Consider the following 12957-nt stretch of genomic DNA (forward strand, 5'->3'; position numbering starts at 1 on the left):
TCCTGTGATCTGGCACATAAGGCGGGAAGCAAAGCAGGCGTCAAGTGTAGCTGCCCGGCAAGACGGCAATCATGCCACGGCCGCAAGGCCGGCGGGTCAGGCCGCGGGGGGCTTGCCGCCCTGGCTGGACGGCCGCGTCTCGGGAACGGCTTCCGGCGGATCGGCGGTCGGCAGGTCCGCCATGCCCCCGCGGTTCTCGGGGATGCGTTCCAGCAGCTTGATGAGCACCGGCACCACGCCCATCGAGATCGCCACCACCACGGACAGCACGTCGCGCTGTTCCAGGTCCACCAGGTGGTTGTCCCAGGCTTCGTTGAAGATGGCGAAACTGAATTCGCCGCCCTGGGCGAGCGCGACGGCGAACAGCAGGCGGTGGTAGCGCGGCAGGCCCAGGAAGCGCGCGAAGCCGTACAACACCAGGCCCTTGACCAGCAACAGCGAGGTCACGCCGACGATGATGAAGATCCAGTGGTGCTCCACCACCCGCAGATTCACCGACATGCCGATGGCCACGAAGAACAGGCCCAGCAACAGGCCCTTGAACGGGTCGATGGCCTTTTCCAGCTCGTCGCGGTAGCGGGATTCGGCCATCAGCACGCCCACCAGGAACCCGCCCAGGCCGGCCGACAGGCCCGCGTAATCGAACAGCTGGGCGGCGCCGACCACCATCAGCAGCGCCGCGGCGGTGAACAGCTCGTTCAGCTGCGCCTTGGCCGCCCAGCCCAGCAACCGCAACCGATAGGCCACGGCCACCACCACCACGGCGATCAGCGCCTCCTTGAACGATGGCGCCGAGGTGCCGTCCGACCCCAGCAGGCCCGCCGCCAGCAGCATCGGTATCGCCGCCATGTCCTGGAACAGCAGCAGCCCGAGCGCCGAACGCCCCAGCGGCATCCGCGTCAGCCCGCGCTCTTCCAATAGGCGCAGGGCGACCGCCGTGGACGACAGCGCCAGCGACAGGCCGCAAAGCACCGCCGCCTGCCACCCCATCCCGGCCAGATGCCGCAGCGCCGCGCCGAACACCACCCCCAGCAACAATCCGCAGACCAGCATCTGCATCGAACCCAGCACGAAGACTTCGTTGCGCATGGCCCACAGCCGCTTGGGCGACAGCTCCAGCCCGATGATGAACAGCATCATCACCACGCCCCACTGAGACACCCCGATCATGGTGTCCACGTTCGTGACCAGCTTCAGGCAGGACGGCCCCACCAGCACGCCCGCGATCAGGTATCCCGGAATGGCGCCCAGGCCCAGCTGCTGCGTCACGGGTACGCAAAGCACGGCCGCAAGCAGGAGGATAAGGATGAGATCCATGGGATGAGGTTCGGCGCCAGGGCGATCGGGGCCCGGCGCGAGGCCGGCACAGTGCAGATTCTGGGCAAAGAATGCCGCAGCCGAAAGCCCGTTGAAACCCGCGATGGGCGTCTTTCAGACACCCCCTTTACACAAAAGAAAAAAATCCTGTAGAATTGCGGGCTTCGCTGCTTCGACAACGAAGATCCTTCCGACCAGGGATCTTTTGTGGAATGGCTCGTTTCATCAAGCGATGAACGAATCGACTTCCGCCGTTTTCGAGCTCGGATTTTCGAATCCGGTAGCGGAAAGGAGAGGTGGCAGAGTGGTCGAATGTACCTGACTCGAAATCAGGCGTACGGTATCCCCGTACCGTGGGTTCGAATCCCACCCTCTCCGCCAGTATTCAAGAAAAGGCCAATCCCTCGGGATTGGCCTTTTTGCTTTCCGGGGCAGCCTTACTGCTTGACCAGTTCGACGCGCCGGTTCTTGGCGCGCCCCTCTTCGACATCGTTGGACGCCACGGGCGCCAGCGATGCCACGCCCTTGGCGGACAGCCGGCTGGCGGGGATACGATAGGACTCGGCCAATGCCTTGGCCACCGCATCCGCACGCTTTTGCGACAGATCCATATTGCGGGCCAGGCTGCCCTGATTGTCGGTATGGCCGACGATGTAGACCTTGAGCGCGGGATCGGCTTGCAGGAGCTTGCCCATTTCGTCCAGCGCGGCCTTGGATTCCGCCTTGACGTCGGCGCGGTCGGTGTCGAAATACACGCCGTAGACGGCGACCTTCCCGGACTCGGTCAGCGCCTTTTGCATGGCCGTCGCGTCGGGCAAGCTGACCTGGCCCGTCTGCATGGCCTTGGCCTCGACGACCATCAGGAACACGGGCGTACGTTTGTTGGACTCGTCCTGCATCACGTCCAGGAATGCATAGACGTCGCCCGACGGCGCTTCTTTCTTGGCAAGCGCGACGTAGTACTTGCCGCCAAAGACGGCATCGCCCCCTCCAAGCCGGCGGACCTTGCCGCTATTGAAGACGAAGGACTGGAAATCGCCGCCGCACTGCTCGTCGCCCTTGCACTCGAACACGGTCTTGAAACCGCCAGCCCGCAAAGTGTCCTGGTAATTGCGGTAGACCTGGAGCGCGGACTTGCCGCCTTCGATGCGATAGCCGATACGGGTCACCTTGCCTTCGAGCGCCAAGGCCTGGGCCTCGGACTCCTTGGGGACGGCCCGGTCGGGCAACATCGCCTCGTCGTAATCCAGCTGCTGGTAGGTGTTGATTTCAGCGCCCGAAAAACGCCCCACCATCGGGTGGTCCTTGGAACCGGCCACGTCTTCCGCGTGGGCCGGCAGCGCGGCCGCCATCAGTGCCGCGCTCAACAGGACGAAACGAACGCTTCTTGCAATGCATGCCATCGGGGCCGGGCCTCCTTGCGACAAAATCCGGGAAGGACGGACCCGTGCGCCGTCAGACCGGCGCCGTCGGCCGGGCCAGCTGGAACAGGTCCGAGCTGCGAGCATACCAGCCGCCTCCATGCATGCGCGCGATCAGCGCCATGGCCGGCGTGTCCATGTAGCCGCGCGCGGCGTCCTGCACGTAGGCGTCGTCGACGTGCGCCCCCAGGACGCGGCCGATCACCACGATCTGCCGCGGGCCGGTCACGACGGTTGCCTGGCTGACGCATTCCAGCGACACCGGGCAGCCTTCGATGAGCGGCGGACGCACGTGGGTGGCCGGCTTCGCCTTCAGGCCGGCCGCCGCCATCTCATCCACGTCCGGCGGATAGTCGGCGCAGGTCTGGTTCATCTGGTGGACCAGCGACTCCGGGACCAGGTTCACGACGAATTCGCCGTTCTCGATGATGTTGGCGCCGGAATCCTTCAGCTCGCCGTTGGCATGGCGCATCAGCCCGATCGCGACCGTGGGCGGCTGGTGCCCCATGACATTGAAGAAGCTGAACGGCGCCGCGTTGACGACGCCTTTGCCGGATACCGTCGTGACCCACGCGATGGGGCGCGGGGTAACGGTCGACGTCAGCACGTTGTAGACCGTCTGCGCTGGCAAGGCGCTGAAATCGAAATGCATGGCTCAAGCCTCCTGCTGCTGGCCGGCGTCGATGGCTGAAACGGCGCGCTTGGCGCGGGTGTCGACCTGCAACTGGAAGACGTCGGGGCGCGCGTAGTGGCCGGAGACGTCGAAATCGTACTTGCCGCGCAGGATCTGGTTCGGCTGGATCTCCGCGTAGAGGATGGTCTCGCCGGAGAAGTCGGGGCCTGCCAGCACCTCGCCCAGCGGGTCGATGATGGCGCTGCCCCCGCGCATCAGCACGGTGTCCGGCTTGTCGCCCAGGGCGCATTCGAAATCGTCCGGATAGGCGTCGCGGCGCAGGTGCTGGCACGAGGTCAGCACGTAGCAGCGCCCTTCCAGCGCGATGTGGCGCATGCTGGGGATCCACGAATCGCGGTCGTCGGCGGTGGGCGCGCAATACAGCGCCACGCCCTGGCTGTACATATACATGCGCAACATCGGCATGTAGTTTTCCCAGCAGATGACCGCGCCGATCTTGCCGTAGGGCGTGTCGAAGACCGGCAGGGTCGAGCCGTCGCCGAAGCCCCAGATCAGGCGCTCGCCGGCGGTGGGCATGAGCTTGCGATGCTTGCCCGCCAGGCCCTGCTGGCCATCGAAGTACAGCACGGTGCAATAGAGCGTGCCGCCGTCGGCCTCGATGCAGCCCATCACCACGAAGCTGTCGGTCTCGGCCGCGGCCTGGGCGATCAGCGCGACCTCCTCGCCATCCAGCCGGATGGCCTGGCGATGGTAGCTGGCGAAGGCGTCGCGGCCCTCGGGCTTGCGCATGCCTATCGGCGCGCCGAAGGAGTTGCCCTTGGGATAGCCTCCCAGGAACGCCTCGGGGAACACCTGCACGCGGGCGCCCTGCTCCGCCGCCTGGCGGATCAGCGATGCCGCCTTCTGGGCGCAGGCCATGCTGTCGGTCGGAATGGACGCCGCCTGGATGACGGCTGCCTTGAAGCTTAGTTGCGTGGACATGTCTCTCCTCTCTATCAGTGTGCCGGGTCTTCGTCGATGGCCTGGGCGCGGGTGTTCGGCAGGAACAGGCTGCCGATGACGCCCACCACGGCCGTCACCGCCACCGGGTACATCAGGCCGCCGAAGATATTGCCGCTGGCCTGGGCCAGGTAAGTCGCGGTAAAGGGCACGATGCCGCCGAAGATGCCGGCGCCGATGTGGTACGGGAAGGATAGCGCCGTATAGCGGATACGGGCCGGGAACAGTTCGACCAGGTAGGACGCGACCGGGCCGTAGACCATAGCGACGACGGCGGTCATCAGCACCAGGATCAGCACGATGGTCGTGGTGTCGACGCGGGCGGGATCGGCGCGGTCCGGATAGCCGGCGGCGGTCAGCGCGGCCGCGTAGCCGGCGCGATCGAAGCCGTTGACGGTCTTGCCGCCCACGCTCATGGCGATGTCCTGGCCCGGCAGCGGCGCGGCGTATTCGAAGTTGATGCCCTTGCCGACCAGGAATTTCTTGGCCTGCACGCACACCTTCTTATGGTCGGCGTGGCTGCCGATCATCGCGGCCTGCAGCCCGAAGTCGCAGGCGCCGCCGCTGACGTCGGCATGCACGCGCACCGGCGTGCTTTGCATGGCTTGCGCCAGCGCCGGGTTGCCGGCCTTGAGCAGCACGTCGAACATCGAGTGGTAGCCGAGGGCAGCGACGAACAGGCCCGCCATCATGATCCACTTGCGGCCGATGCGGTCGGACAGCCAGCCGAACAGCACGAAGGTCGGCGCGCCGATGATGAAGCCGATCAAGATCAGCGTGTAGACGCTGGTCTGGTCCAGCTGCACGGCCTGCTGCAGGAAGATCATGACGTAGAACTGGCCGGTGAAGTAGGTGGCGCCCTGGCCGGCGGTGACGCCGATCAGCGCCAGCAGCACCAGCCTGAGGCTGGACCATTGGCCGAAGGTTTCCTTGACCGGATTCTTCGACAGGCGATTCTGCTGCTTCATCCGCGTAAACACGGGCGACTCGTGCAGCTTGGCGCGCACGTAGATCGAGATCGCCAGCATCACGATAGACAGGATGAACGGCAGGCGCCAGCCCCACTGGCGGAAGTCCTCGGCGCTCATCGCGGCCTGGGTGCACAGGATCACGATCAACGACAGGATCAGGCCCGCCGACGAGGTGATCTGGATCCAGCCCGTCAGCAGCCCGCGGCGCTTCGGCTCGCAGTGCTCGGCTACGTAGATCACCGCGCCGCCGTATTCGCCGCCCACGGCCAGGCCCTGGATGACCCGCAGGGTCAGCAGCAGGATCCACGACAGGTGGCCCGCCGATTCATAGGTGGGCAGGCAGCCGATCAGCACGGTCGCGCCGCCCATCATCACCACGGTGATCAGGAAGGTGTACTTGCGGCCCAGCTTGTCACCCAGGTATCCGAACATCACCGCGCCCAGCGGCCGGATGATGAAGCCCACGGCCAGCGCGCCCAGCGCGGCCAGCAGCGCCACGGTGGGGTTGTCCTGCGGGAACAGCACCTGGCTCATGAAGACGGCCAGGGTCCCGTAGATGAAAAAGTCGTACCACTCGAACAAAGTGCCCAGGGTCGAGGCCACCACCACCTGGCGTTCCTCTTTCCGGCTGAGCGTCTGCTCCGCGCCGATGCGCTGCATTGCAACATTCGCTTCCATGCTTGGTTTCCCCAATCGCTTTAGATTGATATTGCTGTATTCATTAACTATTATCAAACTTAAAGCCAGGCATGAAAAAGCTAGGGAAAACCCGGCGCGGCGGCCTGGCCCGCCAGCCGGAACCGGCTGGCGCCGCTGCTACACTCCCGCCAGAAACACAGTGGAGGCAGTAATGGCAAGGCCCGCCGGCAAGGTCGAAAAGAACGCAGAACAGACGCCAACCGCTGCGCGCAGGGGCATCCAATCGATCGAAGTGGGGTTCCGGATCCTGGACGTGATCCGCAAGGCCGGCCGCCCGATGCCTTTGAAAGACATCGCGGACGCCTGTGAACTCACGGTGCCCAACGTCCATTACTACCTGGTGAGCTTCCAGAAGGTGGGCGTGGTGTTGCAGCACACGGACACCGGCCACTACGGGCTCGGGCCCTATGCCTTGCGCCTGGGCCTGGCGGCCCTGGAACAGTTCGACGTCTTCACCACGGCCCGCCCCATCATGGCCGAAGTTGCCGCGATCACCGGCCATACGGTGTTCCTGGGCGTGTGGGGCAACAAGGGGCCGACCATCGTCTACCGGGTGGAAGGCGCGCGCAGCCGTCCGCTGCTGGAATTGCGCGTGGGCAGCGTGCTTCCCTTGCTGTCGTCCGCGCTCGGCCGGAATTTCCTGGCCCACCTGCCCGAGGCCAGCACCCGTGAACTGCTGGCGCAGGAAATGGCCTCGCCGCCGCCCGAAGGGCATGGCGGGGCGCCCGGCAACGCCTATACGCCGCAGGACGTGCAGGCCATCCGCGACGAAGTGCGCAAGCACCACCTCAGCCGCTGCCGCGACGCCCTGCTGCCCCACTTCACTTCCCTGTCGGCGCCCATCTTCGACATGCTGGGCGAAATGAAGGCCGCGATCACGCTGATGGGCCCGGTGGGCGCCATCGACGACGACCTGCAATCCGACACCGCGCGGCTGCTGAGCGAAAAGGCCCGCTCGATTTCCGCCACCGCCGGCTGGGTGGATCCGGAGGGCCGCTAACGGAGGGCCGCTGACGGAGGGCCGCTGACCGCGGCGCGCGCGGCTCAGGCGGTCGCGTCCGGCAGCCGTTGCGGCGGCGGCGTGGTGGCCGCGTTCTTCCGGTAGTAGAGGATGAATTCGGGCGCCGGCATGGGCTTGCCGAACAGCCAGCCCTGGCCGAAATCCACGTTGCGGTTCTTCAGGTGGTCGGCCTGCTCCTGGCGCTCGATGCCTTCGGCCACGGTCAGCAGGTTCAGCGACTTCGCCATGTCGATGATGTGGTCCGTGACCTTGTGGGTCGCCGAGTCCGTGCCGATGGTGTCGACGAAGGACTTGTCTATCTTCAACGTGTCCAGCGGCAGGCGCTGCAGGTACGACAGGCTGGAATAGCCGGTGCCGAAATCGTCGATGGCCACCGCATGCCCCTGCTCGCGGGCCTGCTCGATGATGCAACGCGCCTTATCCACATCCATGAATCCGCGCTCGGTGGCCTCCAGCCAGATCTGCCGGGCGTCGATGGCCGTGCCTTCCAGCATCTCTTGCAGCACGCGCAGCACCTTGCCGTCCTTCAAGTCTCCCGCGCTCAGGTTGACGGCGATGTGCATGCCCCGGTCCTCGGCGAGCAGGTCCTCCATGTCCCGGATCACCAGGCGGAACACTTCTTCGGTAATGCGCGTCATCAGCCCATTCTCCTCGGCGATGGAGATGAACAGGTCGGGCCTCAGGGTCTTGCCGCCCGGCCGGATCCAGCGGATCAGCGCCTCCGCGCCGACGCAGCGCCCGCTGCGCAGATCGATGATGGGCTGGTAATGGACGACGAACTCCCGCCGTCGGACGGCGGCGGCCAGCTCGCCCGCGAGCGACAGGCGCCGGCGCGACAGCCACGCCACCAGCCCGATCATGAGCGCGGCGGCCAGCGCCCCCATGGGCAGCCAGAACAGCCGCTCGCGCCGCAGCGCGCCCAGGGCCTCGCTTTGCGGCTCCAGCAGGACGACCGCCAGGTCGGCGTTGCGCGCGACGGCGCTCAGATAGGCCTCGTCGATGTTCAGCTTGCCGCCGTTGAGCGCCTGGGACACCAGCACCAGGTCGGGATGGTTGCGGGTGCCCAGCATGCCCACGCCGGGCAGCACCACGGCTAGCTGGACGCCGTCGGCGGCGCCTTTTTCGGTAAAGCGGCCCGGCTCCAGCAATGCGCTGTAGTCGCCGTAGCGCACGGCCACCATGCGGATGCCGGGGCTGACCACCGGCACGGCGTCCAGCACCAGCTGGCCGCCGTTGGACAGCAGGTACTGGGTGGGGACCAGGGCCTCTTCGTAACTGGGGACGCCCCAGGTGGTGCACTTCACGACCCTGCCGGCCACGTAGGCCAGCTCGTCGACGGCGCGGTCCTTCAGGGCCAGGGCCCGCAAGTGGCGGATGTGCTGGGGCGAACAGGGCTCGAACGGCACGTCGTTCAGGGTGCGCAGCATGGCGACCGTCTGGTCCAGCAGGCCCTGGGTGAATTTCAGGGTCCGCTCCGCCTGGCCTTGGAGATCGCGCTGCTCTACCGCGACGGCGCGGGACCAGGACATGTGCAGCGCGAATCCGATGGGCAGCAAGGCCGCGGCGGCCGCGAAAGCGATGGCGATTCCGATTACGTACTTGCGCGGCATCGAAGCCAGCCCCCTGGGATCGCCGACCTGGCGAAGTTATATCTTTTTACACTTTTTGAGGGGCAAGTGTCTCCGGGATTTTCGGCATCGGCGCCAAAAAAAATGCCCCCGTGGGGGCTGCCAGGCCCCGGGAGGCATGGGGGCATTTTTCCGAGCGGCCGACCGGCAACTCAACCTTCCGCGACGATCTTCGCGTCCTTGATGGTCTTGGCGTACTTTTCCTGCTCCTGCCGCATGAAGTCGGCGAAGCGCTGCACGCTGCCGCCGCCGTCCTCCGCGCCGACCTGAGCCAGCTTTTCCTGGACGTCGGCCATCGCCAGGACTTTGTCGATGTCCCGGTTCATGCGCTGGACCATGGCTGCCGGCATGCTGCCCGGCCCCACCATGCCGAACCAGATGCTGGCCTCGAAACCCGGATAGCCCTGCTCGGCCACCGTGGGCACGTCCGGCTGGCTCTTGGACCGCTGCTGCAGGGTCTGGGCCAGCGCGATCACCTTGCCGGACTGCAGCAGCGGGGTGGCGGTGGTCATGCCTTCGAAGCAGTACTGGACGTGCCCGCCCATCAGATCGTTCATCAGGGGCGCCGATCCTTTGTAGGGCACGTGCAGCACGTCGATGCCGGCGCGGGCCTTGAAGATTTCCAGCGCCAGGTGCTGCGCGGAACCGCTGCCGGCCGAGCCGAACACGATCTTTCCCGGTTGGGCCTTGCACAGCTTGACCAATTCCGGCAGCGTCCGGGCGGGCTGGCCCGCTCCGCCGATCAGGATGGTGGGCGTTTTGCCCACCAGCGCGATGGGCGAGAAATCGCGTTCCACCGAATACGCCAGCTTGGGTTGCAGGCCGGGCGCGATCCCGTGGCTATTGACGTGCGCCATCAGGAGCGTGTTGCCGTCATTGGGCTGGCGGGCCACCTGCTCGGCCGCGATGATGCCGGCCGCGCCCGCGCGGTTTTCCACGATGACGGGGATGCTCCACATCACGCCCAGCTTCTGGCCCAGCAGGCGCGCCAGCACGTCGGTGCCGCCGCCCGCCGGGAATCCCACCACGATCTTCACCGGCCCAGACGGCATGTCCTGGGCCCGCGCCGCCGCCGGCAGCACCAGCGCCGCCCCCAGCGCCGCGGCGCCGGTCATGAATTGCCTGCGTTGCATTCTCGTCTCCTCGCGCCGGTCTTGCCGCCGGCGATTGATTATGAAAGGGCCGCCAGCCGCTGCGCCAGCTGCCGGGACTGGGTCTCGTCCAACTCCACCAGCGGCGGCCTCACCGTGGCCCACGCCGGATCGCCGCGGCGCTCGGCGATCGCGGCTTTCATGGCGGGGATCATGGGGTAGGACTGGAATACCGCGCGGGTCTCGTTCAAGGCGCGCTGCCGGTCCTCCGCGTCATCTTCGCGCCAACGCCGATAGAGCTCGACGATGGGGCCGGCATTGACGTTGCCGGTGGCGGTGATGCATCCGGCGCCGCCGGCGCGCAGGGTCTCCAGCAGCACCGTCTCCGTGCCGGCGAACACGTCGAAGCCGCGCGGCTGGAAATCGCGCAGCATCGCTTCCGTATTGGCCCAATCGCCGGAGCTGTCCTTGACGCCTGCGACAATGCCGGGAAATTCACCCAGCAGGCGGTCGATCAGCGCCAGGCTGACCGGCACGCCCGATACCGGGGGGATGTGATACAGGTAGATGCGCAGGCGCTCGTCGGCCACCTGCTCGATCACGTGGGCGAAGGCGCGGAACAGGCCCTCGTCGCTGACGCCCTTGTAGTAGAACGGCGGCAGCATAAGCACGCCCCCGCAGCCCGCCCGGACGGCATGGCGCGTCAGCTCCACCGCGTCGGGCAAGGCGCAGGCGCCCGTGCCGGGCATCATGCGCCCGGCCGGCAGGCCCGCCTCCAGCAGGGCGTCCAGCAGCGCTCGCTTCTCGGCCACCGTCAGCGAATTGGCCTCGGAGTTGGTGCCGAAAATCGCCAGCCCCGCGCCCTGTTCGAGCAAGGCGCGGCAATGCTCGACAAAGCGCGGCGCGCTGGGCGAGCGGTCCGCGTTGAACGGCGTCAACACGGGGGAATAGACGCCCTGCGGGCGATCGGACGCAGCGGTGCTCATGCGGGCTCTCCTGGGTTAGCGGGCCACGCGGGTCCACTTGCCGAAGCGCTCGACCATGCGTTCGTCGAAGCCGAATCCCAGGCCGGGTTCCTGGTGCAGGATCACGCGGCCCTGCTTGTGGGTCAGCTGGCGATCGACCAGCTTGCGGAAGTTGAGGACCTGGTCGTCCCAGAAGAACTCCACATAGCGCGCGTTCGGCGTTGCCGCCACCAGCGGCGCATGCACGTCGTGGAACCAGTGCGGGCAGACCATGACGCCGTAGCTGGCGGCGGTGGCCGCGATGCGCTTCCATTCGGTGATGCCGCCGCACACGGCCGCGTCGGTCTGCAGGATGCCGGCCGCGCCCTTGTCCAGCAGCTCCTTGTGATACCAGCGACCGTAGCCGATCTCGGCGGTCGCGATGGGCAGGCGCGTCAGCCGCGCCAGCTTGGCATGGCTCTCGATATCGTCGGGGCCGAAGGGCTCCTCGATGAAGTACGGATCGTACTGTTCGAAGCGGCGGATGTATTGCATGGCCTGGGTCACGTCCTCCCAGGCGTTGTTGCAGTCCATCATCAGTTCCACATCCGGGCCGATGGCCTCGCGCGCTGCCTTCAGGCGCGCTTCTTCCTCGCGCGGGGACAGGCGGCCCGTCTTCATCTTCACCGCGCGGAAGCCCTTCTCCACGTAGCTGGCCATTTCCTCGCCCAGGTGCTGCGGGGTCTTGCCGTCCAGGTAGTAGCCGCCGCTGGCGTAGGCCGGCACGGATTCCAGTTCGACCGCGCCCAGGTAGCGATGCAGCGGCAGGCCGGCGGCCTTGGCGTTCAGGTCCCACAGCGCGATGTCCAGCGCGCTCAGCGCCCGCATCACCGTGCCCTGGCGGCCCTGCAGCAGGGCTTCCTGGTACATGGCCTGCCACAGCCCTTCGACGGCGTGCGAGTCCTTGCCCAAGAGCACCGGAGCCAGCAGGCTCTCTACCGCGGCCTCGAAGATGGCGCCGCCGGCGCTGCCCACGTAGCAGAAGCCGATGCCTTCCACGCCGTCGGTGGACCGGATCTTGACCAGGCCGTAGTGCCGCGTCGAAACCGTGCGGTTGGAAAACGAAGTGACTTTGTCCAGGGGTACCGCGGCGGCGCAGACGTCTATGGATTCGATGATGGGCACAACAGGCTCCTTGGTAGCGGGAATGTTCAGGTTGGCGCCGTCAGCACGGTTGCGCTGCCTCGACGCCCTGGACGTATTCTTGCCGCGGCCAAAGAAAACAACAATTATCTTCATCCATCTTTAGAATATGAAAAAAACATCTTTTCAGGAGACTCCCGGCGATGGACTCGCGCTTTCTGCAAACCTACGTCCACGTGGTGGAGCTGGGCTCGATCGCCCAGGCCGCGCGGCACCAGGGCCTGACGCCAGCCACCGTGCAGCAGCGGCTGCGCGCGCTGGAGACGGACATGGGCAGCGCGCTGATCGCGCGTTCGGGCCGCACCGTGAAACCCACGCCGGCCGGCACCCGGATCCTTGAGCGCGCCCGCGCCATCCTGCGCGATGTGCGGGACCTGCGCTCCGCGGCCTCGGACACCGAATTGCCCGCCGGCCCCCTCAGGCTGGGGGCCACGCCCACCGCCCTGACGGGCATCATGCCGCCGGTGCTGCGCACCTGGGTGGCGCGCCATCCGCACATCGAAATCTATATAGAGCCCGCCCCCACCACCCTGCTCTACAGCAAGGTGCTGTCGGGCGAACTGGACGGGGCGCTGCTGGTGCATCCGCTGTTCGCCATTCCCAAGACCTGCGCCTGGCGCGACCTGCGACAAGAGCCGCTGGTGCTGGCAACCCCGGCCGACATGGAGGTGCGCGACCCGCTGGCCGTGCTGGCGCGGGAGCCCTATATCCGCTATGACCGCAGCGTGGTGGGCGGCAAGATGGCCGAGGATTATCTGCGGGCGCGCAATCTGCGGCCGCACGTGAGATTCGAGCTCGATGGAATCGAATCCATCGCCAGGCTGGTGGCCGAGGGATTGGGAGTTGCGCTGTTGCCGGACTGGGCCACGACGGGCGCGCCGTCCTCCGCCGTCAGGCGCTGGCCGCTGCCGCCGCCCTGCCCGGTGCGCACCGTGGGCGCGATCTGGCCGCGCGCAGGCGTGCGCTCGGCCCTGATGCAGGCCTTCGTCGAACTGACCGAGACCCAGCTCGGCCTGGGCTGAACCGCGG

The 12957-nt window shown here is 66.7% G+C and carries 11 protein-coding genes and 1 tRNA gene; 3 read left to right on the forward strand and 9 right to left on the reverse strand.

All coding sequences use genetic code 11. From position 1 onward, the window contains the following. Window positions 1-96 precede the first annotated feature (96 nt). The gene (locus tag ADE01S_RS01880; RefSeq protein ID WP_062679752.1) at window positions 97-1317 is read right to left on the reverse strand and encodes a cation:proton antiporter domain-containing protein; all 1221 of its coding nucleotides are present in this window, start codon (window positions 1315-1317) and stop codon (window positions 97-99) included. A gap of 290 nt (window positions 1318-1607) precedes the next feature. Between ADE01S_RS01880 and ADE01S_RS01885 the strand changes: the two genes are divergently transcribed. After that, window positions 1608-1698 (forward strand) — tRNA-Ser (locus ADE01S_RS01885). Between the two features lie 56 nt (window positions 1699-1754). Here the strand turns inward: ADE01S_RS01885 and ADE01S_RS01890 are convergent. From ADE01S_RS01890 to ADE01S_RS01905, 4 genes are read right to left on the reverse strand one after another with little or no spacing between them, the layout of a single operon-like run. Further along, on the reverse strand, window positions 1755-2720 hold the full coding sequence (locus tag ADE01S_RS01890; protein WP_062679753.1) for an OmpA family protein: 966 nt from the start codon (window positions 2718-2720) through the stop codon (window positions 1755-1757). Window positions 2721-2772: 52 nt separating this feature from the next. Beyond that, complete coding sequence (locus tag ADE01S_RS01895; RefSeq protein ID WP_062679754.1) at window positions 2773-3390, reverse strand: flavin reductase family protein; 618 nt, start codon at window positions 3388-3390, stop codon at window positions 2773-2775. Between the two features lie 3 nt (window positions 3391-3393). Further along, the gene (locus tag ADE01S_RS01900; RefSeq protein ID WP_062679755.1) at window positions 3394-4353 is read right to left on the reverse strand and encodes a carbon-nitrogen hydrolase family protein; all 960 of its coding nucleotides are present in this window, start codon (window positions 4351-4353) and stop codon (window positions 3394-3396) included. A gap of 14 nt (window positions 4354-4367) precedes the next feature. Continuing rightward, the gene (locus ADE01S_RS01905) at window positions 4368-6020 is read right to left on the reverse strand and encodes an MFS transporter (RefSeq protein WP_062679756.1); all 1653 of its coding nucleotides are present in this window, start codon (window positions 6018-6020) and stop codon (window positions 4368-4370) included. Between the two features lie 172 nt (window positions 6021-6192). On the opposite strand from ADE01S_RS01905, the gene ADE01S_RS01910 reads away from it, so the two are divergent. Continuing rightward, the gene (locus ADE01S_RS01910; protein WP_062679757.1) at window positions 6193-7041 is read left to right on the forward strand and encodes an IclR family transcriptional regulator; all 849 of its coding nucleotides are present in this window, start codon (window positions 6193-6195) and stop codon (window positions 7039-7041) included. A gap of 44 nt (window positions 7042-7085) precedes the next feature. Here the strand turns inward: ADE01S_RS01910 and ADE01S_RS01915 are convergent, their stop codons facing one another. From ADE01S_RS01915 to ADE01S_RS01930, 4 genes are all read right to left on the reverse strand, one after another. After that, window positions 7086-8672 (reverse strand): EAL domain-containing protein, encoded by a 1587-nt coding sequence (locus ADE01S_RS01915; protein WP_062679758.1) that lies wholly within the window; start codon window positions 8670-8672, stop codon window positions 7086-7088. 170 nt (window positions 8673-8842) lie between these two features. Next, window positions 8843-9823 (reverse strand): Bug family tripartite tricarboxylate transporter substrate binding protein, encoded by a 981-nt coding sequence (locus ADE01S_RS01920; protein ID WP_062679759.1) that lies wholly within the window; start codon window positions 9821-9823, stop codon window positions 8843-8845. Window positions 9824-9861: 38 nt separating this feature from the next. Continuing rightward, window positions 9862-10767 (reverse strand): dihydrodipicolinate synthase family protein, encoded by a 906-nt coding sequence (locus ADE01S_RS01925; protein WP_062679760.1) that lies wholly within the window; start codon window positions 10765-10767, stop codon window positions 9862-9864. Between the two features lie 15 nt (window positions 10768-10782). Continuing rightward, complete coding sequence (locus tag ADE01S_RS01930) at window positions 10783-11910, reverse strand: mandelate racemase/muconate lactonizing enzyme family protein (protein ID WP_062679761.1); 1128 nt, start codon at window positions 11908-11910, stop codon at window positions 10783-10785. Between the two features lie 161 nt (window positions 11911-12071). Here ADE01S_RS01930 and ADE01S_RS01935 point away from each other — a divergent pair, with 161 nt between their 5' ends. Further along, window positions 12072-12950, forward strand: a complete 879-nt coding sequence (locus tag ADE01S_RS01935) for a LysR family transcriptional regulator (protein WP_062679762.1) — start codon at window positions 12072-12074, stop codon at window positions 12948-12950. Window positions 12951-12957 lie beyond the last annotated feature (7 nt).

This window comes from Achromobacter denitrificans NBRC 15125 (genome assembly GCF_001571365.1).
In the GTDB taxonomy this organism is placed as follows: domain Bacteria; phylum Pseudomonadota; class Gammaproteobacteria; order Burkholderiales; family Burkholderiaceae_B; genus Achromobacter; species Achromobacter denitrificans.

Excerpts from the sequence above, each read along its gene's own strand:
- ADE01S_RS01920 (WP_062679759.1), bottom strand. The coding sequence starts at position 9,823 with ATGCAACGCAGGCAATTCATGACCGGCGCCGCGGCGCTGGGGGCGGCG.
- ADE01S_RS01890 (WP_062679753.1), bottom strand. The coding sequence starts at position 2,720 with ATGGCATGCATTGCAAGAAGCGTTCGTTTCGTCCTGTTGAGCGCGGCA.
- ADE01S_RS01900 (WP_062679755.1), bottom strand. The coding sequence starts at position 4,353 with ATGTCCACGCAACTAAGCTTCAAGGCAGCCGTCATCCAGGCGGCGTCC.
- ADE01S_RS01925 (WP_062679760.1), bottom strand. The coding sequence starts at position 10,767 with ATGAGCACCGCTGCGTCCGATCGCCCGCAGGGCGTCTATTCCCCCGTG.
- ADE01S_RS01905 (WP_062679756.1), bottom strand. The coding sequence starts at position 6,020 with ATGGAAGCGAATGTTGCAATGCAGCGCATCGGCGCGGAGCAGACGCTC.
- ADE01S_RS01895 (WP_062679754.1), bottom strand. The coding sequence starts at position 3,390 with ATGCATTTCGATTTCAGCGCCTTGCCAGCGCAGACGGTCTACAACGTG.
- ADE01S_RS01910 (WP_062679757.1), top strand. The coding sequence starts at position 6,193 with ATGGCAAGGCCCGCCGGCAAGGTCGAAAAGAACGCAGAACAGACGCCA.
- ADE01S_RS01915 (WP_062679758.1), bottom strand. The coding sequence starts at position 8,672 with ATGCCGCGCAAGTACGTAATCGGAATCGCCATCGCTTTCGCGGCCGCC.
- ADE01S_RS01880 (WP_062679752.1), bottom strand. The coding sequence starts at position 1,317 with ATGGATCTCATCCTTATCCTCCTGCTTGCGGCCGTGCTTTGCGTACCC.
- ADE01S_RS01935 (WP_062679762.1), top strand. The coding sequence starts at position 12,072 with ATGGACTCGCGCTTTCTGCAAACCTACGTCCACGTGGTGGAGCTGGGC.